The 20,715-nt window shown below is 71.5% G+C and carries 20 protein-coding genes; 8 read left to right on the top strand and 12 right to left on the bottom strand.

Annotated features, from left to right (window positions below):
- Nucleotides 1-96: 96 nt before the first annotated feature.
- Both ACWEVN_RS01390 and ACWEVN_RS01385 read right to left on the bottom strand, forming a co-directional pair.
- Complete coding sequence (locus ACWEVN_RS01390; protein ID WP_449685513.1) at nt 97-321, bottom strand: RNA-binding S4 domain-containing protein; 225 nt, start codon at nt 319-321, stop codon at nt 97-99.
- A gap of 16 nt (nt 322-337) precedes the next feature.
- Nucleotides 338-1,132, bottom strand: a complete 795-nt coding sequence (locus ACWEVN_RS01385; protein ID WP_452049810.1) for a trypsin-like serine peptidase — start codon at nt 1,130-1,132, stop codon at nt 338-340.
- 138 nt (nt 1,133-1,270) lie between these two features.
- On the opposite strand from ACWEVN_RS01385, the gene ACWEVN_RS01380 reads away from it, so the two are divergent.
- Nucleotides 1,271-2,080, top strand: coding sequence for an SDR family NAD(P)-dependent oxidoreductase (locus tag ACWEVN_RS01380; RefSeq protein WP_449685515.1), 810 nt, complete (start codon nt 1,271-1,273; stop codon nt 2,078-2,080).
- 119 nt (nt 2,081-2,199) lie between these two features.
- The gene (locus tag ACWEVN_RS01375) at nt 2,200-2,823 is read left to right on the top strand and encodes a hypothetical protein (protein ID WP_452049809.1); all 624 of its coding nucleotides are present in this window, start codon (nt 2,200-2,202) and stop codon (nt 2,821-2,823) included.
- Between the two features lies 1 nt (nt 2,824).
- Here the strand turns inward: ACWEVN_RS01375 and ACWEVN_RS01370 are convergent, their stop codons facing one another.
- Together ACWEVN_RS01370 and ACWEVN_RS01365 are read right to left on the bottom strand one after the other, a co-directional pair.
- Complete coding sequence (locus ACWEVN_RS01370) at nt 2,825-3,484, bottom strand: response regulator (RefSeq protein WP_449685517.1); 660 nt, start codon at nt 3,482-3,484, stop codon at nt 2,825-2,827.
- On the bottom strand, nt 3,481-5,058 hold the full coding sequence (locus ACWEVN_RS01365; protein WP_452049814.1) for an ATP-binding protein: 1,578 nt from the start codon (nt 5,056-5,058) through the stop codon (nt 3,481-3,483). The genes ACWEVN_RS01370 and ACWEVN_RS01365 overlap by 4 nt, the downstream gene beginning before the upstream one ends.
- 192 nt (nt 5,059-5,250) lie before the next feature.
- Here ACWEVN_RS01365 and ACWEVN_RS01360 point away from each other — a divergent pair, with 192 nt between their 5' ends.
- The 4 genes from ACWEVN_RS01360 to ACWEVN_RS01345 all read left to right on the top strand — a co-directional run bounded on the left by ACWEVN_RS01360 (nt 5,251) and on the right by ACWEVN_RS01345 (nt 8,872).
- Nucleotides 5,251-6,057 (top strand): ABC transporter ATP-binding protein, encoded by an 807-nt coding sequence (locus ACWEVN_RS01360; RefSeq protein WP_449685518.1) that lies wholly within the window; start codon nt 5,251-5,253, stop codon nt 6,055-6,057.
- Nucleotides 6,047-6,934 (top strand): ABC transporter permease, encoded by an 888-nt coding sequence (locus tag ACWEVN_RS01355; protein ID WP_449677395.1) that lies wholly within the window; start codon nt 6,047-6,049, stop codon nt 6,932-6,934. Before ACWEVN_RS01360 ends, ACWEVN_RS01355 begins: the two co-directional genes overlap by 11 nt.
- Nucleotide 6,935: 1 nt before the next feature.
- Nucleotides 6,936-7,991 (top strand): ABC transporter substrate-binding protein, encoded by a 1,056-nt coding sequence (locus ACWEVN_RS01350; RefSeq protein WP_449685519.1) that lies wholly within the window; start codon nt 6,936-6,938, stop codon nt 7,989-7,991.
- Nucleotides 7,992-8,179: 188 nt separating this feature from the next.
- Nucleotides 8,180-8,872 carry a G1 family glutamic endopeptidase gene (locus ACWEVN_RS01345; RefSeq protein ID WP_449685520.1) on the top strand — a complete coding sequence of 231 codons (693 nt, stop codon included), beginning with the start codon at nt 8,180-8,182 and terminating at the stop codon, nt 8,870-8,872.
- 1 nt (nt 8,873) lies between these two features.
- Here ACWEVN_RS01345 and ACWEVN_RS01340 read toward each other — a convergent pair whose 3' ends face one another.
- Both ACWEVN_RS01340 and ACWEVN_RS01335 read right to left on the bottom strand, forming a co-directional pair.
- On the bottom strand, nt 8,874-9,482 hold the full coding sequence (locus ACWEVN_RS01340; RefSeq protein WP_449685563.1) for a DUF1345 domain-containing protein: 609 nt from the start codon (nt 9,480-9,482) through the stop codon (nt 8,874-8,876).
- Between the two features lie 91 nt (nt 9,483-9,573).
- Nucleotides 9,574-12,483, bottom strand: coding sequence for an ATP-binding protein (locus tag ACWEVN_RS01335; RefSeq protein ID WP_452049808.1), 2,910 nt, complete (start codon nt 12,481-12,483; stop codon nt 9,574-9,576).
- A gap of 446 nt (nt 12,484-12,929) precedes the next feature.
- Here ACWEVN_RS01335 and ACWEVN_RS01330 point away from each other — a divergent pair, with 446 nt between their 5' ends.
- Complete coding sequence (locus ACWEVN_RS01330) at nt 12,930-14,033, top strand: S1 family peptidase (protein ID WP_449685524.1); 1,104 nt, start codon at nt 12,930-12,932, stop codon at nt 14,031-14,033.
- 97 nt (nt 14,034-14,130) lie between these two features.
- Here the strand turns inward: ACWEVN_RS01330 and ACWEVN_RS01325 are convergent, their stop codons facing one another.
- The 3 genes from ACWEVN_RS01325 to ACWEVN_RS01315 all read right to left on the bottom strand — a co-directional run bounded on the left by ACWEVN_RS01325 (nt 14,131) and on the right by ACWEVN_RS01315 (nt 16,398).
- Complete coding sequence (locus ACWEVN_RS01325) at nt 14,131-14,535, bottom strand: SsgA family sporulation/cell division regulator (protein ID WP_449685525.1); 405 nt, start codon at nt 14,533-14,535, stop codon at nt 14,131-14,133.
- Between the two features lie 154 nt (nt 14,536-14,689).
- Nucleotides 14,690-15,904, bottom strand: a complete 1,215-nt coding sequence (locus ACWEVN_RS01320; RefSeq protein WP_452049807.1) for an MFS transporter — start codon at nt 15,902-15,904, stop codon at nt 14,690-14,692.
- A 20-nt stretch (nt 15,905-15,924) separates the two neighbouring features.
- Complete coding sequence (locus ACWEVN_RS01315) at nt 15,925-16,398, bottom strand: Lrp/AsnC family transcriptional regulator (protein ID WP_310968111.1); 474 nt, start codon at nt 16,396-16,398, stop codon at nt 15,925-15,927.
- 201 nt (nt 16,399-16,599) lie between these two features.
- On the opposite strand from ACWEVN_RS01315, the gene ACWEVN_RS01310 reads away from it, so the two are divergent.
- Entirely contained in the window at nt 16,600-17,589 is a 990-nt protein-coding gene (locus ACWEVN_RS01310) for a beta-ketoacyl-ACP synthase III (protein ID WP_449685528.1), read from the top strand.
- On the opposite strand, the gene ACWEVN_RS01305 is transcribed toward ACWEVN_RS01310, so the two are convergent.
- The 3 genes from ACWEVN_RS01305 to ACWEVN_RS01295 form a co-directional block, all read right to left on the bottom strand.
- Nucleotides 17,577-19,070, bottom strand: coding sequence for an adenylate/guanylate cyclase domain-containing protein (locus ACWEVN_RS01305; protein ID WP_452049806.1), 1,494 nt, complete (start codon nt 19,068-19,070; stop codon nt 17,577-17,579). The genes ACWEVN_RS01310 and ACWEVN_RS01305 overlap by 13 nt on opposite strands.
- An 82-nt stretch (nt 19,071-19,152) precedes the next feature.
- Complete coding sequence (locus ACWEVN_RS01300) at nt 19,153-19,965, bottom strand: class I SAM-dependent methyltransferase (RefSeq protein ID WP_452049805.1); 813 nt, start codon at nt 19,963-19,965, stop codon at nt 19,153-19,155.
- Between the two features lies 1 nt (nt 19,966).
- Entirely contained in the window at nt 19,967-20,650 is a 684-nt protein-coding gene (locus ACWEVN_RS01295) for a FadR/GntR family transcriptional regulator (protein ID WP_452049804.1), read from the bottom strand.
- Between the last annotated feature and the right edge of the window lie 65 nt (nt 20,651-20,715).

Genomic DNA, 20,715 nt, shown 5'->3' with positions numbered 1-20,715 from the left:
CGCCCCAATGTGGCGTTGGTTGCGTCCAACGCACCCAATGTGGCGTTCGGTGCGTCCAACGCACCGAACGCCACATTGGGGCGCATGGAGCCGGGCTCAGTGGACCAGGACGACCTTGCCGCGGTCGGGGCCCACCGCCACGATGTCGCCGTCGGTGAGCTGGCGGCCGCGGCGGGTCTCGACCTCGCCGTTGACCGTGACCTCTTCCGCGTCGATCAGGTCCTTGGCGTGGGAGCCGTCCTCGGCCAGGCCGGCCAGCTTGAGGAACTGGCCGAGCCGGATCGGCTCTCCGGTGATGGGTACGTCGACGGGCTCGCTCATGCCCGCATCATGCCGCCTAGGTGCGGGCGGTCGTCTGCCGGTAGAGCGCCAGGACGTCCGTGTCGAAGTAGCTCGAGTACGACGTGTCGGCGTCGTCGCCGCCGAACTCGAAGCCGCCGATGACGCCGATGACCGTGCCGAGCCGGGTTTCCGGGTTCTGGCCGGTCACCCACGGGCCGCCGCTGGTGCCGGTCGGGAAACCGGCGCAGTCCACCTTCAGCTGGAAGGTGTCCTGCTTGCTGGTGGTGTTCTGGCAGACCGCGGGGACGTCGGAGTCGTCCGGGTAGCCGGTGAGCGTGATCGGCTGCTCGAACGCCGTGCCGGTGGCCAGCAGGTTCGCCCCGACCAGGCTCTCCAGGGGCTTGGTGGTGCCCGCCTGGTGCGCGGTGGCGAAGCCGACGTCGAGGTCCGGGTCCGACGACGCCGTCCAGCCCGGGGCGACGAGCTCGTCCGACACCGTCCAGTAGCCGAACGGCGCGATCCCGTCGTGGTAGCCGGGGGCGAAGGTGACGCCGGTGAGGTAGCCGCCGCCCTCGCCGTTGTGGATGCAGTGGGCCGCGGTCAGCAGCACGTCACCGCGCTCGCTGTGCACGACGCTGGCCGTGCAGTAGTGCGCGCCCTCGGCGAACAACGCGCCGACCGCGGGACTCGACACCGCGGGCAGGGCGGCCACCGGAGCCGCCTCGACCGTGGCGGCCTCCGGCGTCGTCGCGTCCGCGAGCTGGGCCGGCCGGGCCGCGAAGACCACGACGAAGGTGATGCCGAGCAGCACGATCGCGGCGACGGTGAGCAGGACGGCTGGCCGCCGCATGAGCTTCGCCTCCCTCGACCGGTGCTGCCGACGAGACCACCATAGGGCGACGCACCGACACAATCAGCACACCCACAGCAAGCTCACAGCCGCTACGATTCCCTACTCGGTAGTAACACCGGGTTGTCGGGAGGGCCGATGAAGCAGTTCGCGGACAAGGTCGTGGTGGTCACCGGAGCGGGCTCGGGCATCGGCCGCGCGCTCGCGTGCGAGTTCGCCCGCCGCGGGGCCCGCGTCGCGCTTTCCGACGTCGTCACCGCGAACGCGGAGGAGACGGCGAAGCTCGCCGGCGACAACGCCCGCGCGTACACCTTGGACGTCGCCGACCGCAGTGCCGTGCTCGCGCACGCCGAAGACGTCGCCGACGAGTTCGGCGGGGTCAACGTCGTCGTGAACAACGCCGGCGTGGCGCTCGGCGCGACCGTCGAGGAAATGACGTTCGAGGACTACGACTGGCTGATGGGCATCAACCTCGGCGGGGTCGTGAACGGCACGAAGGCGTTCCTGCCGCACCTGATCGCGTCCGGGGACGGGCACGTCGTCAACATTTCCAGCGTCTTCGGCTTCGTCGGCGTGCCGACGCAGAGCGCCTACAACGCGGCGAAGTTCGCGGTGCGCGGATTCACCGAAGCGCTGCGCGAGGAAATGCTGATCGCACGGCACCCGGTCGCGGTGAGCTGCGTGCACCCGGGCGGGATCAAGACCAACATCGTGCGCAACTCCCGCAGCGCGGCCGAGGACCAGGAAAAGGCCGCGCAGGGCTTCGAGCGGATCGCCCGCACGACACCGGAGAAGGCGGCGCAGACGATCCTGCGCGGGATCGAACGGAAGTCGGCGCGGATCCTGATCGGACCGGACGCCTACGTCATCGACGCCATTCCCCGCGTGCTCGGCTCGGCTTATCAGCGGCCGTTGGCGGCGCTCGCGCGGCTCGGGTTGAAGGCATAGCGAAGAAACCGAATCATTTTCACGCCGCTCTGTCACTCAATCGAGTTGCGTTTCGGACAGCACCGTCCGAAATGGTCCAGAATGCGTGGGGTCCGCCAGCCCCGTCCCGGAGGTCCCCGATGCTTCGCACCGCACCGCGCAGTGCGACCCGTTCGTCCAGCGACCGCACCGCGGTGGAGCTGCTGGACCGCACCGGCATCGTCGCCGCGAGCCTGCCCCGGCGCCGCCGCACCGACGACGAGGTGGCGCGGCTGGAGGACGCGCCCATCTACACCCGGCCGCCGGTGTGCGACCAGGACCTGCGGCCCAAGTCCGTGGTGATCCGGCGGCGCGCCCGGATCTGGCTCGGCGGCGGGGCCGCGGTGCTGCTCGTCGCGGCCGGCTGGCTGGGTGGCGGCCTCTTCACCGGCGGCCTGTTCTCCCCGCCGGAACGGGACGTCGCCCAGCTCGACGCGCGCCCGGCGGTGGCCGCGGCCCCCGCGCCGGAACCGCAGCCGGTTCCGCAGGCGCCGGTCGTCGTCACGCCCGCGCCGAAGACCGTGTTCGTGCCGGTGCCCGCGAAGCCGGCGCCGAAGCAGGTCCAGGCGCAGGCCAAACCGCAGCCGAAGAAGCCGGTGCCGGACGAGGAGGCCGAGGCGCGGGTCGACCTGCCGCCGTCGGCCGCCCCGTCGTCGGCCACCAACCCGATCCAGGCCTGGGTCGAGGTCGCCGAGAGCATGGCCCAGCGCTACGGCGGCCGCTGAGTCAGGCCCCTGACCAGCGGTATTCGTGCTCAGGGCGGCCGGTCGCGCCGTAGCGCAGCCGCATCTGGACCGTCCCCGACTCGGCCAGCGCGGTGAGGTACCGCTGGGCCGTCGCCCGCGCCATGCCGAGCTCGCCCGCGACCTCCGCGGCCGACAGCGGCCGCCCCGCCCGCCGCAGCTGCTCCGAGACGAGCCGGGACGTCGCCGTCGACTGGCCCTTCGGTGCGGTCGTGCGGTCCTGGTCGTGCAGTACGCGGTACGCGCGGTCGACGTCGTCCTGGGCCAGCGCCCGGTCTTCGGCGAGCAGGCCGCGGAAGCGCGCGTACGACGTCAGCCGTTCCGCGAGCTGGCGGGTGGTGAACGGCTTGATCAGGTAGTTCAGCGCGCCGGCCCGGATCGCGGCGGCGATCGACGCGCTGTCGGTCGCCGCGGACAGCACGATCGTGTCGGTCTGCAGCTCCGGGAGCACCGCGAGGCCGGACTCGTCGGGCAGGTAGACGTCGAGCAGGACGAGGTCCGGCGCGAGCTCCCGGACGCGGGCGCGCGCCTCGGCGGCGGTGTGCGCGGTGCCGACCACCGCGAAGCCCTCGACCTCCTCGACGAACCCGGCGTGCACGCCGGCCACGCGGAAGTCGTCGTCGACGATCAGCGTGCGGATCATCCGTCCTCCGTCAGCGTTCCGGGCAGTTTCGCGACGAACAGGGCGCCCGTCTCGCCTTCGCCGGGGTCGGCCAGCCAGACGTCGCCGCCGCGGGCGCGGGCGGCCTGCCGGGCGAGCGCGAGGCCGAGACCGTGCCCGGGCGCGATCTTCGTCGAGACGCCTTCGTCGAACAACGTCCGCCGCAGGTCCGCGGGAACGCCGGGCCCACTGTCCACAACGGACACGTGCAGGGTGCCGCCCTCGGCGAGCAGCCCGACCTCCACCGTCGCCGGCCGCCGCGGGCCCATCCGGGCGGCGTGCAGGGCGTTGTCGACGAGGTTGCCGATCACGGTGTTCGCGGCGATCGGGTCGGTCACCGTGGTCGGCACCCAGGTGTCTTCGGCGAGCTTGAGCGTGAGGCCCTTTTCCTGCGCCTGCTCGGTTTTCGCGACCAGCAGCGCCTGCAGGTACGGGTCGGCGACGGCGTCGCCCAGCTCGCTCGGCCGCGCCGACGACGAGTCCGTCAGCGTCTGCAGGTATTCGACGGCCTCGGCGTGGTGGCCGAGCTGGAGCAGCCCGTAGAGCGTGTGCAGCCGGTTGGCGAACTCGTGCCGCTGGGCGCGCAGGCCGTCGGAGAGGGCACGGATGCCGTCGAGCTCGCGGGTGAGCGTGTCGAGGTCGGTGCGGTCGCGGAAGGTGAGCACGGTGCCGATCGGCCGGTCGTCCAGGCGGACGGCCCGCGAGTTGATCACCAGCACGCGGTTTCCGGCCACCGCGAGGAGGTTGTCGACCGGCCGCCCCTCCTCGACGGCCTTGTGGACCCGAGGGGAAAGCGACAGTTCGGCCATCGCCGCGCCGATCGGGAGTTCGGTGCCCAGCAGGCGTTCCGCTTCGTCGTTCCGGACCGAGACGCGGTTCGCTTCGTCGACGGCGAGGACCCCTTCGCCGATCCCGTGCAGCACGGCTTCGCGTTCGTAGAGCAGCTCGGTGAGTTCGTGCGGTTCGAGACCGTGGGTGACGCGCCGCAGCCGCCGGTTCAGCAGGGCCGACGCGCCCGCGCCGAGCAGCAGCGCGCCGCCCGCGAACAGCAGCGTGATGGTCAGCAGGCGGTTGAAGTCACCCGTCGGATCGCCGACCTCGAACCCGACGCTGACCTCGCCGACCACGCGGTTTCCCTGCCAGATCGGGGTCTTGCTGCGCACGGACAGCCCGAGCGTGCCGCTCTGCACCGCGCTGACTTCATCCTGTCCGGCGAGGGCGACATCGGGGGAGGTGCTCACCTTCTGGCCGATCAGGCTCTCCGTCGGGTGCGCGAGCCGGATGCCCTTGTCGTCGGTGATCACGACGAAGAGCGCCTCGTTGGCCTTCGTGACGGCCAGGACCCGCTGTTCGAGGGGGCCGCCGGGGAGTTTCGCGGCCGCGTTGGCGACGACGACCGGGTCCGCGGCGACCGACTTCGCGATGGCCAGCGCCCGGCGGCCGTACTGGTCGGTGAGGGTGCGGGAGAGGAGCAGGCTGACCAGGGCGACCCCGAGTCCCACGACCAAGGCGACCACGCCGATCTGCAGCAGCAGCACCTGCCTGCTGAACCGCATCCGCGGGAAGAGCGCCCACTTTGGCATGGCCGGGACCATACCCCCAGGTCAAGCCGGTGCGCTAAATGAGCAAAACATTCAGAACGCACAGCTCGCGCGGAGAACGTCGACAAGCTTCACCTGGGCGCCACGCGTCCTTAACGTCCCTTCCCAACGTGAGCCCCACCACGTGACGAAGGAGTCACCTCCACCATGGTTCCCCCACTGATCGAACTCACCGGAGCCACCAAACGGTTCCCGAGCGGGTCCGGTTCCGTGCACACGGCCGTCCGCGACCTGACCATGACCGTCCAGCCCGGCGAGTTCGTCGCCGTCGTCGGCCCCACCGGCTGCGGCAAGTCGACGACGCTCTCGCTGGTCTCCGGCCTGCAGCCGCCGTCGGCCGGCCGGGTGCGGGTGAACGGCGAGGACGTGAAGTCCATCCCCGACGGGGTCGGCTACATGTTCCAGACCGACGCCGTGATGCCGTGGCGCTCGGTGCTGGAGAACGTCGCGTCCGGCCCGCGGTTCCGCGGGGTGCCGAAGGCCGAAGCCCGCGCGCAGGCCGTCGACTGGATCGCCCGCGTCGGGCTCGCCGGGTTCGAGAAGTACTACCCGCACCAGCTTTCCGGCGGGATGCGCAAGCGCGTCGCGCTGGCCCAGACGCTGGTCACCAAGCCGAAGATCCTCCTGATGGACGAGCCGTTCTCGGCGCTCGACGTCCAGACGCGGGCGCTGATGCAGGACGAGCTGCTGCGGCTGTGGTCCGGTTCGGGGGCCGCGGTCATCTTCGTGACGCACGACCTCGACGAGGCCATCGCGCTGGCGGACAAGGTCGTCGTGCTGACGACCGGGCCGGCCACCGTGAAGGACGTCTTCGAGATCCCCCTGGACCGGCCGCGGAAGGTGGAGGAACTGCGGCTGACCGAGGAGTTCCGCAAGCTCTACGCCGACATCTGGGAATCACTGCGCAGCGAGGTCGACAAGGCCCGTGAGAAGGGAGCGAGCAATGTCGCTTGAGACCCCCGCGGCCACGTCCGCGCCCCTCCCCGTGCTCGAAACCGAGCAGGACATCCTGGCCCGTGCCAAGCAGGCGACCGCCCGCCGCAAGCGCAACATCTGGCTGCTGCGCCTGGCGATCGTGGTCGTGTGGCTGGGCAGCTGGGAGCTGACCGCCACGTACTGGATCGACCCGTTCTTCTACTCGAAGCCGTCGAAGATCTGGGAACGGCTGGTCGAGTGGTTCAGCACCGGCACCGACTTCGGCTCGATCTGGTACCAGATCCTGGTGACCGTCGAGGAAGCCGCGCTCGGGTTCGTCATCGGCGCCATCTTCGGTGTCGTGTTCGGCGTGATCCTCGGCCGCAGCGCGTACCTCGCCCAGGTGCTGGCGCCGTTCATCAAGGCCGCCAACGCGTTGCCGCGCATCGTGCTCGCCGCGCTGTTCGTCATCTGGTTCGGGCTCGGGCTGTCGTCGAAGGTCGCGACCGTCGTCGTGCTCGTGTTCTTCGCGGTGTTCTTCAACGCCTTCACCGGCGCCCGCGAGGTCGACCGCAACCTGATCGACAACGCCCGCATCCTCGGTGCGACCCGCGGCCAGGTGCTGAAGTCGATCGTGCTGCCCAGCGCGACGTCGTGGATCCTGTCGTCGCTGCACGTGGCGTTCGGCTTCGCGCTGATCGGCGCGGTGGTCGGCGAGTACACCGGCGCGAAGGCCGGCATGGGCTTCCTGATCGCCAACGCGCAAGGCACGTTCGACACCGCCGGGGTGTACGCCGGCATGCTGATCATCACCGTCGTCGCGCTGCTGGCCGAGTGGGGGATCAGCACGCTGGAAGGCCGGCTGCTGCGGTGGCGGCCACCGTCCGCCTCCGAAGCCGCGATCAAGGCGGTCTGACATGCGTCTGAAGAGGACAGTCGGGGTGGTGGCCGCGGTCGCGGTCGCCGCCGCCGGGCTCACCGCCTGCCGCGACTCGCGGGAGATCGCGCTCGGCACCACCGGCCAGCCGCACGTCAAGATCATGGTCGGCGGCCTGTCGAAGGTGATCTACCTGCCCGGGCAGCTCGCCCAGCAGATCGGCGCGTACCAGAAGCAGGGTCTCGACGTCGAGCTGTTCGACCAGCCGTCCGGCGCGAACGCCGAGACGTCGCTGCTGGCCGGCGAGGTGCAGGCGGTGGTCGGGTTCTACGACCACACGATCGACCTGCAGGCCAAGGAGCAGTGCATCGAGAGCGTCGTGCAGTTCGCGAACGTGCCGGGCGAGGCCGAGATGGTCGCGACCGCCAAGGCCGGCGAGGTCAGGTCGGGAGCGGACTTCAAGGGCCGCAACCTCGGCGTCACGTCGCTGGGTTCGTCGACGGACTTCCTGACCAAGGCGCTGGCCCTGCGCGGCGGCGTCACGTCGAAGGAGTACACGCCGGTGAAGGTCGGCGCCGGGCAGACGTTCATCTCGGCGATGAACCAGGGCTCGATCGACGCCGGCATGACGACCGACCCGACGATCGCGCAGCTGACGAACACGGGCCAGGCGAAGGTGCTCTACGACATGCGCACGGTCGAAGGCACGAAAGCCGCTTTGGGCGGGTTGTACCCGGCGAGCTCGCTGTACATGGGCTGCGAAATCGTGAAACGCTATCCGGACATCGTGCAGAAACTGGCCAATGCGTACGTCGAGACCCTGAAGTGGATTTCTTCGCACACACCGGAACAGGTGGCCGCGATGATGCCGCCGTCGTTCGCCGGCGGGGACAAGGCGCTGTACGTCAAGTCGCTGCGGGACAGCCTGCCGATGTTCACCAAGGACGGCCGGATGGACCCGGCCGGGGCGCAGAACGTGCTGAAGGTGCTCGGCGAGTCGTCGAGCAACGTGAAGCCGAAGAAGGACAAGATCGACCTGTCGAAGACGTACACGACGCAGTTCGTGGACGCCGCGCACGCACAGGCGCAGCAGTAGCCCCGCTCACCTGACCGGGCGGTAGGTGAGCGATATGGACCCGTAAAGGCCTCTTTCCCCCGCGGAGGCCTTTACGGGTCTTTTCGGACAATTTAAGACCATGCGAAAGTAGCTACTTTATTTTCGGTGGGGATCCAACACTTGAGGACACGGTTTTCCCGGTCCCCCTCGGTGAACGGAGTCCCCGCATGTCCAAAACCCTCCGCGTCCTCACGGTGGCCGCCGCCGCGGCGGCCTCGCTGGCTTTCTCGGGCACCGCCCACGCCGCCGTCTTCGGCGCGCACTTCCACGGCCACCAGTTCTCGGGCGGCAACTGGGGCGGGTACGTCAGCTTCGGCAGCTTCACCACGGCCACCGCGAGCTGGACGGAACCGTCCGTGACCTGCACCTCCACCAACGACCTCTTCGCGCCGTGGGTCGGCATCGACGGCGACGGATCGTCCACTGTGGAGCAAACCGGCGTGGCCACCGACTGCTCCAGCGGCCGCCCGGTCTACCAGGCCTGGTACGAGATGTACCCGGCCGCACCGGTGTACTACTCGAACTCCGTCAGCGCCGGCGACCACATCACCGCCACGGTGACCCGGACGGCGACGAACACCTACCGCCTCGACATCAGCGACACGACCAAGGGCTGGTCCAAGACGATCACCAAGTCCCTGACCTCGAAGCACGCCTCGGCGGAGGCGATCATCGAGTCCCCGACCGACTCCTACCCCTCGATCTCCGGCGGCATCAAGTTCACCGGCGTCAAATTCAACGGCACGAACCTGGCCTCGACGAGCCCGTCCGGCCTCAACGCCGACGACAAGGGCAGCTACACGTGGACCCCGGGCGCGATCGGCTCCGACGGCCAGAGCTTCACGATGACCCGCCACTGAGTCACTTCAGGTTGTTGATCGCCCAGGCGACCACCATCACCGCCAGCACCAGCGACACGACGGCCTGCAGCATCATCGTCATCTTCGCCCAGATCCGCAGGGGCATGACGTCGGTGGGGCTGAAGGCCGCCGCGTTGGTGAACGAGAAGTACAGGTAGTCCAAATAGGACGGTTCCCAGTCCTGGTGCGCCAGGCCCGGGTCGGCCATCTGCGGGAACTGCAGGTCGGGGTGCTCGGCCTGGCCCGCGGCGCGCCGGCCCGGGCCGCCGCGGTCGAACTCCCAGTACCAGAGGGAAAAGGCGACGACGTTCGTCCAGTAGACGATCCCGCCGGTGACCAGCACGGCGCCGGCGCGGTCACCGGCCGAGCCGGTTGCGATGCCGTACACGAGCGACACCGCGGACCAGGCGTTCACCGCGGTGACGAGGCCGACGATGAGCAGTGAGATGGTCCGCTCGACGGCGCTGAACTGCGACATCCGCCCCGGGTTGACCAGCAGCAGGGCCACGACCAGCAGCACGGAGACGCCGGGCAGCAGCCACCACGGGTGCAGGGCCATGTCGTCGGGCAGGGCGACCTGCAGCACGAGGGTGGCGACGACGACGCCCATCGCGGGCCAGCGGGTCTCGCCGGAAGTCCGCCGCCGCCAGGCGGGGAGTGCCTCTTCTGTCACGCGCTCAAGGTAGGACGGCGCCGCTCGGCTAGCCAGCCGGCGCGGTGGTCACCTCGCCGGGGAGCTTGCGGGCCACGTCCGTCCGCGACCGCGCGCCCAGCTTCCGCAGCACCTTCGCCACGTGCTGTTCCACCGTTCGCGGCGAAAGGAACAGCCCGTCCGCGATCTCCCGGTTGGTCCGGCCCTCCGCGAGCATCCGCGCCACCTCGCGCTCCCGCGGTGACAGCTCGCTCCCGTACCCCCGCCGCCCGCGCTGCGATGGTGCCCAAGCGCCGTGTTCGCGCAGCTGGTGACGGCAGCGGCCGGCGTCGCGGGTCGCCCCGAGCTGCTCGTACGCCTCGGCCGCCGACGTCAGCTCGTCGACGGCCGACCGGTTGCCCGCGGCCAGCCGGCACATCGACGCGCGCTCGCGCATGGCCGTCGCCGGGTAGGGCATCGGCAGGGCCGCGTAGCTGGACGCGGCTTCGTCGAACAACGTCGCCGCGGCCAGGTGCTTGCCGCGTGCTTCGAGCAGCACCGCGCGGCCCGCCACCAGCGCGGCCGCGGCCACCGGCGCGTCCCGGCCCTCGATGCCGCGCGCGAACGCCTCGACGACGTTGTCGGCCTCCGGCCAGCGCCCGGCTCGCGCATACGCTTGCGCGGCCACCGGGACCAGCGCGGCGGCCCACATCCAGACCCCCTTGCGGCCGGCCGCGGCCACCGCCGTGTCGGCCGCCGCGCACGCGCCGTCGACGTCGTCGGTCGCCAGGAGCACGGAGATCAGCACGCCGGCGGCCGAGAGCACCACCGGGATCGGGCCGCGGTCCGGCGCGTGCACGCTCGCCGCGGTCAGGTGCCGCTGAGCGGCGGCGAACTCGCCGCGCACCGCCGCCAGCCCGCCGAGCACGAGCGAGGACTCCATCACGATCGGGCCGAGTTCCGGGTAGCTGTCCCGCAGCTGCTCGGCGGCCTCGGCGAGGCCGGTCCAGCGCCCGCGCACCCAGTCCAGCCGGACGCGGGTGCCCTGGATCAGGCCGATCGCGTACAACGCACCCGCGTCGGTCGCGCGTCGGACGCCCTCGGTCACCAGCCGGTCCGCTCGGTCGAGGTGCCCGGCCCAGGACTGCCCGTCGGCGAGGTTGCACCACAGCCGGGCCAGCTGGACGCGCTCGGCGACCGTGCCGACCGTGTCCGGTAGCGCTTCGAACTCCGCCCACGCCGAGCCGTCGCCGACGTGCGAGGCGGCGGCGATGCGGTCGGCGGTCAGCGCGAGCCGCAGTTCGGGGTCGTCGAGCCGCTCGTACACCTCGCCCGCGCGGGCGCGCCAGGATTCGTGCCACGACAACGGCGTCAGCCCGTCGATCGGCTGGGCGAGCAGGGTGATCCCGCGGGCGGCGAGGTCCGGCCGGTCGGTCAGTTCGCCGACCGCGCGCTCGACCTCCAACCGGCCGCGGCCGAGGCCGCCGATGGTCCGGACCAGCAGCATGCCGACGCTCAGCCGGATCGACCCGCGGACCGACGGCGGCAGCGTCACCTCTTCGAGGACGCGCTGCAGCGTGCCGAGCACCTCGGGGCGGAACCCCCGCAGCGCGACCTGGCTCAGCTTGCCCGCCACCCGCCCGGTGTCGGCCTGCGACGGGCCGGGCTCGGCGAGCACCGACTGCAGGAGGTCGATCGCGCGGGACGTCTCGCCGCGGGTGATCGCCTCGTCGGCGGCCGCTTCCGCGTAGTGGCGCCACTGGTCGACGCGGCCGGCGGCGCGGGAGTGCCGGGCCAGCAGCGTGAGCGGCGGGGACGGCTGCGCGGCGAGCACGCGGATCGCCTGCGCGTGCAGCAAAGCGCGTTCCGGGCCGCTCACCGTGTCGTAGACCGCCTTGCGCGCCAGCGGGTGCCGGAAGCCGTACCGGTCGTCGCCGACCTCGCCGAGCACCCCGCCGGAGAGCGTGTCGAGGAGCGCGGTGCGGAGGGTGTCACCGGAGAGCCCGGCCAGTTCGCCGAGCACGGCCGCTTCGGCGCCGACGCCGAGCACGGCGGCCGCGCCGGCCAGCCGCACCGCCGGCTCCGGCAGCGCGGCGAGCCGTTCGGTGACGGATTCGCGCAGCAGCACCGGCACTTCGAGGTTTTCGAGCAGGCGGTCGGAGAGGACCTCGCCGACCGGGAGCCGTTCGGCCGCTTCCTTCAGCGCGCGCAGGGTTTCCTCGGCCACGAACGGGATCCCGGCCGTGCATTCGTGCAGTTTCGCCGCGAAGTCGTCGGTCACCCTGGGCAGTTCGAGGATGTCGACGGCCAGCGCGCGCACGGCCGCGACGTCGAGCGCCCCGAGCGCGACACGCGCGGAGTGCACCGCCGGGTCGGTCCGGAACGGGGCCCCGAGCGGGCCGGGGCGGACGTCGGTGGCCGACCGGTAGGTGGCGACCACCGCCAGCTCGGGCGGCATCGTGCCGGCCAGGAACCGCATGAGGTCGCGGGTGTCCTCGTCGGCCCACTGGAGGTCGTCGATCAGCACGAGCGTGGGGCCGCAGGCGTGCAGGAGCTCCCGCACCGCGCGGAAGACGCGGTGGCGTTCGGCGACCGGGTCGGTCAGGGGTTCCGGCTGCGGGGGAAGCGCTTCCGCGAGTTCCGGCAGCAACGGCCGCAGCACGCCGGCGACCGGGCTGAGCGGCCCGAGCGGGGCGTCGCCGACCGCGCGAAGCGCTTCCAGGACGGGCCCGTAGGGAAACGGTTGCCGCAGCGGCTGGCAGGCGCCGGTGAGCACCCGGCCGCCGTCGAACTCCTTGCGCCGCCCGATCTCCGCGAGCAGCCGGGTGCGGCCCATGCCGGGCTCGCCCTCGATGAGGACCGCGGCCGGGCGTCTCCGCAGCACGGCGACGATGGCGTCGAGCTCGGTGTCGCGGCCGGTCAGCCGGGCGGGTCCGGACCGGACGGAAACCGAGGTGGGGCGGGGGGTGGTCAGCCACATACGACCCTCCTCGACACACCGGCACCAGCTCGCGGGAGCCTAAGCAGCGGTGATGCGTCCGTAAACCTTTCACCGAATACGTGGTGGGTGCTGTCGTCACACGTCTGCCTACCCACCGTCACCGATTTGCTGCGGGAACCGGGGCGATCGGCTCACCCAGCGTGCGAAACCCCGGCCGATCGCACGTTCGAACGTCGCTTAACGCGTTCGTGTACTCCAAGTGACTACTGAAAGTAGTTCACGGAAACCCTACTTACGGACCTGTCCGACTGGGTGACAACGGGCGGCTGAGCCCGGCTGGAGCAGGGGATTCGTCCTTAGTGAATGCGTATACCCATTCGCCGGGCGCCCGGATTGCACCGTAACGCCCACTGCGGGGACCCTCACCCGGGGGAGTACCACTGCGTGGCCGGTGCGGAGCCGCGCGTAACCACCTAGGGAGAAGCATGAAGATCGCGAGACTTCTCGGTGCCGCTGCCACCGCGGTGATGGCGACGGGCGCGCTGGCCGCGACCGCCGTCCCCGCGTCGGGCCAGGACCTGCTGAACCCGGACATGGTGCCCGCCATGCAGCGGGACCTCGGCCTGACCCACGACCAGGCGATCGCCCGGCTGAAGAGCGAGGACGTCGCGAACCGGGTCACCGAGTCGCTGACCGCGGCGCTCGGCGACGCGTTCGGTGGCGCCACCTACAACGCCGTCACCGGCAAGGCGCACGTCACCACGACGAACGCCGCGCTGGCCGGCAAGATCCGCGAAGCCGGTGCCGAAGCGGAAGTCGTCCGGTTCGGCGCCCGCCAGCTCAATTCCACTGTGGACAAGCTGAACGCCGCGGACAAGGCGGCGCCCGCCGCGATCACCGGCTGGGGTGTCGACGACGCCACCAACCGCGTCACCCTGGACGTGCTGCAGGGCCAGCGCGCCGCCGCGGTCGCGTTCCTCGCCAAGTCCGGTGTGGACGCCGCCATCGTGGCGATCCGCGAGACGGCGTCGGCGCCCACGACGTACGCCAACATCCGCGGTGGCGACGCCTATTACATCGGCGGCTCGTCGCGCTGCTCGGTCGGGTTCGCGACGACCACCGGCTTCGTCACCGCCGGCCACTGCGCCGCGCTCACCGGCGCCGGCCGGCTGACCGGCTCCAACGGTGCCGCGCTGGGCTCGTGGGGCACCTACCGGTTCCCGGGCGCGGACTACGCGCGGGTGAACACGAACAGCAGCTGGACCCCGGTCGCCCAGATGAACAACGGGACCGCGGTGCGCGGGCAGTCGAACGCCGCGACCGGCACGTCGGTCTGCAAGGCCGGCTCGACCACCGGCTGGACTTGCGGCACCATCGGCGCCAAGAACCAGAGCGTCCGGTACGCCGAGGGCACGGTCAACGGCATGACCGCGACCAACGTCCGCTCGGCTGCGGGTGACTCCGGCGGCGGCTTCATCGCCGGCAACAGCGCGCAGGGCATCCTGTCCGGCGGCAACACGTCCGTGACGTACTTCTACCCGATCGGCGCCGCCCTCTCGGGCACCGGCGCCACGCTGAAGACCAGCTGACTCTCCGGCAGAACCGCGAAAGGGCGGGTTTCGGGCGCCTCCAGCGCGCCCGAAACCCGCCCTTCGTTCCTCGCCGCGGGAATGGGAGGTCTGCGGGTCAGACGTTGCTGATCTCCTCGATCAGCCCGTCGACGTCGAAGTGCGCGCTCTCGTCGCCGAGCGGCACCAGTTCGATGGAGGCGTCCAGGAAGCTCCGGACGTCTTCGACCTCGAGCTCGAACGACGCATAGCCGTCCGGTGACTCGATTTCCAGGGTCAGGAAGTCTTCGTCCTCGGACAGGTCCGGGCGGATCCGGACGTCGCCGAGGCCGGCCGGCTCGTCGAGCCCGGCCACGAGCAGGTCACGCGCGAAGGTCCACTCGATCCACCGGCCGCGCTCGGTCCGGAAGGCCACGGTCACCGCGAAGGGTTCGTGGGAGTGGTAGGACAGGCGCGAGAGGACGGGCGTGGTGCTCTCGTTCAGCAGCACGAACTGGCTCTGGTGTACGGCGTCGGTGTGCACGGCCCCTCCTGGAGTCTCGCGGTGGTTCGCGCGGCGCGAACGGTTCGGCAAGGAGATGACCAGGGGGAACGGTCATGACGGAGAAAGTCTCACGTTCACTTGATCGGTTGCATCCGTCCATTGTGGTGTAACACCGGGCACATACCCCTTGCGCTCAGGCGGCCACGGGTGGTGACGGTTCGCGCAGGGCCTCCGGCAGCTTCTTCCGCAGCACGAGCAGTGCGGGGACGGCGGACGCGCAGGTCAGGGCCAGGATCGACCAGGTCAGCGCGTTGCTCGTGCTGAGCAGGGCGGCCAGCAGGCCCGGCGCGAGCGCGATGGGCAGGCCCCAGGAGAGCTGGAAGATCGAGCTGGCCCGCCCTTCGGCCCCCGGCGGAGCGGCCGCGGCGGCCGCGGCGGTGGCGGTCGGGCCGAAGAGGGCTTCGGCGATCGAGAAGCCGAGGCTGGTGAGCAGGATCAGTACGGTGGCCACCGGCAGCGGGACGACGGTCAGCGGGATCAGGAGCGCGAAGCAGAGCGCGAAGAGAACGGCGGACCCGATGAGGCCGGCGGTCCGGCTCCGCCCGGCGAGCAGCCCGACGATCGGCCGCTGCCCGGTGACGACGACCACGGTCCCGACGGTGATCGCGGTCCCGGCGATCCACTGTGGACCGTGCAGCAGGTCGCGGACGACGATCGGCAGCACGGAGAACTTGCCGGCGCTGGCGAGGGTGAACGCCATGTGGGTGACGCAGAACCCCGTGAAGGCCCGATCGCCCAGCACGGCCCGCCAGCTCCCGGCTGGTCGTGAGCGGTAAGGAGGGTTAGAACCCGCGTTACCACTCACGACCCGCGGGAGCAGGCGGATCAGCACCGCCGCCACCCCGAAGCTCGCCGCGTTCGCGTACGCGAGCAGGTGGAACGCCCACGGGCTCGTGATCGTCGGCAGGACCGCCATCGCCGCCGCGCCGAGACCCGCCCCCGCGAACCGGCCGACGGTCTGCGTGGCCAGCACGCGGTCGGTGTCACTGCCGGAGGTGAGCCGGGCCACCATCGGCGCGTTGCACGTCCAGAACAGCCGGTCGCCGAAGCCCGCCACCACCGACACCACGACCACCTGCCAGCTCGTGTGCGCCAGCGGGTACGCCGCGAAGGCGGCGAGCCGCACCAGGTTGCCCGCGATGAGCAGCGCCCGCGGCCCGAAGCGGTCCATCGCCGCGCCGGCGGCCGGGCCGGTGACCAGGGCCAGCAGGGCGCCGGTGGTCAGCGACGCCCCCGCGTCGACCAGGCCCATGCCCTGCCCGTGCACCAGGAACAGCAGGGCGAACGGGACCCACAGCCCGCTGCCCAGCGCGTCGATCAGCGTCGCGGCCAGAAAGATCCGAAGCATGCCTCCCCCAGCGGGCCAGCTTACGGGTCGAGCGGCAGCGTGAGCCCCACTTTCACGCGGTCCATCGCCACGCTGGTCGTGAAGTGCCGGACGTTCGGGTTGTCGAAGAACATCCGCCGGGTGAACGCCTCGAAGCCGGCCATGTCCGGGCACGTCACGATCAGCACGAAGTCCGCCGTGCCGGTGACGTAGTAGCACTGCTGGACGGCGTCCTCGGCGAGGACCTGGCGGCGGAACCCGTCGAAGACCGCGAGGTTCTCCCGCTCCATCTCGACCGTGACCACGAACGTCATGCTCAGCCCGAGCGCCTCCGGCGACAGCACCGCGACCTCGCGCTCGATGACGCCCGCCTCGCGCAGCCGCTTGATCCGCCGCTGGACGGCCGCGGCCGAGAGGCCGACCTTCGCGCCGATCGTTTCGGCGATCGTGCGGGCGTCGGCCTGGAGGCAGGCGAGGATGGCGATGTCCAGCTGGTCGAGGTCGGGTGTCCGCACCTCAGCAGGCTAACCGGCACCCCCGACAATTCGCCGCGTGTCACTCCTCCGTGACGTCGCTCACTACTCCGTCCGAGGCGAAGATGAAACAACTTTTTGCGTGAGCTGGAACACAACTGACCGGTCTACCAGGGGGTAGCCCATAGAAGTGGAAAACCAGCCGGTCGCTCCGCCAACCCGCCGGCGTGGGGAGGCTCTCCCGTGCCCGCACCTGCCGCCGTGCTGACCGGTCTCGGTTCGTGGTTGCCGACGAAAGTCCTGGACAACCACGAAATCGCGGCCCGGCTCGACACCTCGGACGAGTGGATCCGGACCCGCACCGGGATCCGCGAACGCCGCGTCGCAGGCCCGGACGAGTCCACTGTGGACCTCGCGGTCGGGGCGGGCCGCGAAGCGCTCGCGGGCACCTCCGCCGACGCCGTCGTCCTCGCCACCTCCACGCCCGACCAGCCCTGCCCGGCCAGCGCACCGCAGGTCGCCGCCCGGCTCGGGCTCGGCACGGCCGCGGCCTTCGACGTCAACGCCGTCTGCAGCGGCTTCGTCTACGCCCTGGCCACGGCCGCCGGGTTCATCGCGGGCGGGCTGGCCGAGCGCGTGCTCGTGATCGGCGCGGACACCTTCACCACGCTCATCGACCCCGGAGACCGCACCACGGTGCCGATCTTCGGCGACGGCGCCGGCGCGGTGCTGCTCCGCGCGGGTGACGCCGACGAGCCCGGCGCGTTCGGCCCGTTCGACCTGCACAGCGAGGGTGAGCACGCCGAGCTGCTGTGGGTCGAGGCCGGCGGCGCGCGGCGGCGGCTGTCCGACCAGCCGAGCGACCGCTTCCTCGCCATGCAGGGCACGGCCGTGTTCCGCCACGCCTGCGCGCGCATGGCCGAGTCGTCGCGCACGGTCCTGGACCGCGCGGGCTGGATGGTCGGCGACGTCGACCGGTTCGTCGGGCACCAGGCGAACATCCGGATCCTCCAGGCCACGGCCAAGCAGCTCGGCATGCCCGCCGACGCCGTCGTCGCCAACATCGACCGGGTCGGCAACACCAGTGCCGCGTCCATCCCGCTCGCCCTGGCCGACGCCCGCGCGGACGGGACGCTCGTCCCGGGACACCGCGTCCTGCTCAGCGCGTTCGGCGCGGGCCTGACCTGGGGTTCGACCGTGCTGCGCTGGCCGGACCTGGGTCAGCTGTCCTGACCGCCGGTCGTCCAGGTCGGCGTCGCTTCCTGGCGGCCGCGCAGCTCCAGCTCGCCGTGCTTCTCCCAGTGCGCGGCTTCGCCCGGCAGCGCCGCGGAGACGACGGCGTCGCTGGCGAGCACCCGTGACGGGACGGCCTTGGCGAGTTCGGTGAGCCGCGCGGCCTCGTTGACCGCGTCGCCGATCACGGTGTACTCGAGCCGGCTGCTGGTGCCGAGCTGCCCGGCGAACACCGGGCCGCTCGAGACGCCGACGCCGACTTCGAGCTCGCCGGCCTCGCGGACCGCGTCCCGGATCGCCCGCGCCGCGGCCAGCGCGGCCGTCGGGCCGTCCGCGAGCCGCGTCGGCGCGCCGAAGATGCACAGCGCGGCGTCGCCTTGGAACTTGTTGACCAGCCCGCCGCGCGCGTTGACCGCGGAGACGACCGCGGCGAACAGCCGGTTCAGCTTCCCGACCAGTTCCTCCGGCGGCGTGCGGTAGGCCAGCGCGGTCGAGTCGACGACGTCGACGAACAACGCCGTGACTTCGCGGACGTCGCCCGAGAGGGATGCGCCGTACTCCAGCGCGTGCCGGGCGACGTCGGCCCCGACGTGCCTGCCGAACAGGTCCCGCATCCGCGCCTGCTCGCGCAGGCCGGCCGCGAGCTGGTTCACCGACGTCTGGAGCCGGCCGATCTCGCTGGCGTCGTCGACGTCCACGGCGACGTCGGTGTGGCCGCGCGCGATCTCGTCGAGCGCCACCCGCAGCCGGTGCAGCGGTGCCGCGACCGCCCTGGCCAGCAGCGCGGTGCCGATCGCGCCGACGGCGAGGCCGATCACCGACAGCATGACCAGGCTCGCGGTGTGGTCGCCCGAGCCCAGGTCCGGGGGTGTGGCGACGAGCAGCACGCCCACGAACGGGACACCGCTGGCCAGCGCCCAGGTGACGACCAGCCGGGTCAGCACGGTCACCGGCAGCGAGCCCCGCGGCGGCAGGACGTCCAGCGCGATCGTCATCACCGGCCGCGCCACCCACTCGGCGGCGAGGTAGGTGAGCCCGACCGTGGTGAGCCCGCCGAGCCCGATCACCGTCGCCATGCCGCCGGCGTCGCCGGCCGAGCCGAGCACGCCGGCGAGCACGGTGAGGACGACGGTGCCGATCAGCCAGAGCGTGCCGCTGACCACGGCCATGTCCACCGGCAGCCGCAGCGCGCGCCGCGCCTCGCTCGCCGACGGCGGGCGCCCGAGCACGAACCAGATCGCGGTGCGCCGCTGCAGCCAGGCGGTCCACAGCGTCCCGGCGAGCAGCGCGGCGGCGACGATGCCGGCGGCGGTCAGGCCGAGCACCCAGCCGCGGTCGCCGACGTCGTTGGGCAGGCCCTGCAGCACGAGCAGCAGGGCGACCACGCCGGACCCGGCCACGCTCGAGCCGATGCCCAGCCCGGCGAAGCCCAGGCTGGTGCGCAACACCACGCGGACGTTCTTCACGGCGATCTTGCGCACGGCGTCGATCGTACGGCCGGAAACGCGTGGCCACCCCCGGTGGCGGCCGGCCGAGGTTCGTGGCGCGCGTGCTGGGGCCGCGCTAGAAGCGGTACCGCACGATGTGCGCTGTCCGGGCCAGCGGCGGGAAGATCTTCAGCAACCGCAGCTGGAACCGGGTGATCGGGCCCATCTTGGCCAGCACGTCCGGGGTCGCCCAGTGCCCGGCGTCCAAAGAGGACTCCAGCGTGAGGCCGCAGCGCTCGAGTTCACGCGGGTCGTCGACACCCCAGTACAGCGTCGCGCCCGCCTTGCGCACCGGCGCGTTGAGCTTCTGGATCTTGATGGCGGTCCGGTTGAAGAGGTCGCAGATCAGCTCGCCGGACGGGAACTTCGCGGCCAGCCGGCGGAACAGTTCGGTGCCGGTTTCGGGCTTCAGGTACATCGTGAGGCCTTCGGCGACGATCAGCGCCGGCCGGTCGGACGGCACCTGGTCGAGCCACTCGAAGTCGGTCACCGACGAGGCGATGTGCGACTGGTTCGGCGCCTTCGGGTACAGCTTTTCGCGCAGCTCGACGACTTCGGGGTAGTCGACGTCGTACCAGTGGACGGTCTCCGGCGGCGCGAGGCGCTGGAACCGCGTGTCCAGGCCGCAGCCCGGGTGCAGCACGATCGCGTCCGGGTGGGCGCGCAGGTACTCGGCGGCCCAGTCGTCGATCGGCTTGGCCCGCAGCACCACCGACACCGCGCGGTCGGCGGAGATGCCGATCTTGGTGAAGTCGTAGTCGATCCGGCGGACGGCGTCGTCGGCCGCCTGGTCGCCGAGGATCGGGTGGGCGCTGCGGTAGTCGAGCGCGCGGCCGTAGAGGGTGGCCAGGTTGGTGGCCTTCTCTTCGGTGAAGCGGACCTTTTCCATTTCAGCGCTCCTCCGCGGCGAAGTCGTGCGCGTAGTTCTTGGCGTCCACCAGGTGCTTGAGCGTCAGCTCGCGGGCGGCGGCGGGCTCGGACCGGCGGATCGCGTCGAGGATGGCCCGGTGGTCGGCGACGGCCTTGCGGATCTGCCCGGGCAGCCGCAGCGCCGCCCGCCGCTCCTCGCCGACCAAGGCGAGCACGGACCGCAGCAGCCCGGCGACGTCGTCGTTGCCGGCGTTCTGCGCGATCACCCGGTGGAACTCGGCATCGGCGGCGATGACGTGCAGCATGTCCCCGTCCTCGGCGGCCTGCGCCATCTCGGCGACGTTGTCCTCGAGCCGGCTCACGGTCTTGGCGGAGGCGTGCCGGGCCAGCCGCTCGGCGAGGGTCGGTTCGACCGTCGCCCGGAGGTCGAAGAGCTTCTCGACGAGCTGGTCGTGCTCGGTGAACCAGGTCCGCAGGGGCTGTTCCTGCTGCTCACGGACGTAGGTGCCGGAGCCGGCGCGGATCTGGACGTACCCGATGGAGTCGAGGACCCGCAGCGCCTGCCGCAGCGACCCCCGGCTGATCCCGAGCTCTTCGCACAGAACGCGTTCGGCGGGCAGCCGGCTGCCGGGCGGCAGGTCACCGGAGTCGATCCGCGCCCGCAGCCGGTCGACGGTCGTGCTCCAGACCTGCTCGGTGTCCACCCGCTCATCCTCTCAGCTCCCGGAACCGCCGGGGGTGACTGCCATGATCACGGCATGACCGCGCG

The organism is Amycolatopsis sp. NPDC003861, assembly GCF_053605405.1.
The sequence above is the reverse complement of the archived record's forward strand: the minus strand, read 5'-3'. Positions and strand labels throughout refer to the sequence as shown.

Bases quoted from the DNA above. Each gene is read 5' to 3' on its own strand.
- ACWEVN_RS01385 (WP_452049810.1), bottom strand. From the start codon at position 1,132: ATGCGGCGGCCAGCCGTCCTGCTCACCGTCGCCGCGATCGTGCTGCTC.
- ACWEVN_RS01330 (WP_449685524.1), top strand. From the start codon at position 12,930: ATGAAGATCGCGAGACTTCTCGGTGCCGCTGCCACCGCGGTGATGGCG.
- ACWEVN_RS01365 (WP_452049814.1), bottom strand. From the start codon at position 5,058: ATGCGGTTCAGCAGGCAGGTGCTGCTGCTGCAGATCGGCGTGGTCGCC.
- ACWEVN_RS01390 (WP_449685513.1), bottom strand. From the start codon at position 321: ATGAGCGAGCCCGTCGACGTACCCATCACCGGAGAGCCGATCCGGCTC.
- ACWEVN_RS01320 (WP_452049807.1), bottom strand. From the start codon at position 15,904: ATGCTTCGGATCTTTCTGGCCGCGACGCTGATCGACGCGCTGGGCAGC.
- ACWEVN_RS01350 (WP_449685519.1), top strand. From the start codon at position 6,936: ATGCGTCTGAAGAGGACAGTCGGGGTGGTGGCCGCGGTCGCGGTCGCC.
- ACWEVN_RS01345 (WP_449685520.1), top strand. From the start codon at position 8,180: ATGTCCAAAACCCTCCGCGTCCTCACGGTGGCCGCCGCCGCGGCGGCC.
- ACWEVN_RS01375 (WP_452049809.1), top strand. From the start codon at position 2,200: ATGCTTCGCACCGCACCGCGCAGTGCGACCCGTTCGTCCAGCGACCGC.
- ACWEVN_RS01355 (WP_449677395.1), top strand. From the start codon at position 6,047: ATGTCGCTTGAGACCCCCGCGGCCACGTCCGCGCCCCTCCCCGTGCTC.
- ACWEVN_RS01300 (WP_452049805.1), bottom strand. From the start codon at position 19,965: ATGGAAAAGGTCCGCTTCACCGAAGAGAAGGCCACCAACCTGGCCACC.
- ACWEVN_RS01340 (WP_449685563.1), bottom strand. From the start codon at position 9,482: ATGGGCGTCGTCGTCGCCACCCTCGTGCTGCAGGTCGCCCTGCCCGAC.
- ACWEVN_RS01335 (WP_452049808.1), bottom strand. From the start codon at position 12,483: ATGTGGCTGACCACCCCCCGCCCCACCTCGGTTTCCGTCCGGTCCGGA.
- ACWEVN_RS01380 (WP_449685515.1), top strand. From the start codon at position 1,271: ATGAAGCAGTTCGCGGACAAGGTCGTGGTGGTCACCGGAGCGGGCTCG.
- ACWEVN_RS01370 (WP_449685517.1), bottom strand. From the start codon at position 3,484: ATGATCCGCACGCTGATCGTCGACGACGACTTCCGCGTGGCCGGCGTG.
- ACWEVN_RS01360 (WP_449685518.1), top strand. From the start codon at position 5,251: ATGGTTCCCCCACTGATCGAACTCACCGGAGCCACCAAACGGTTCCCG.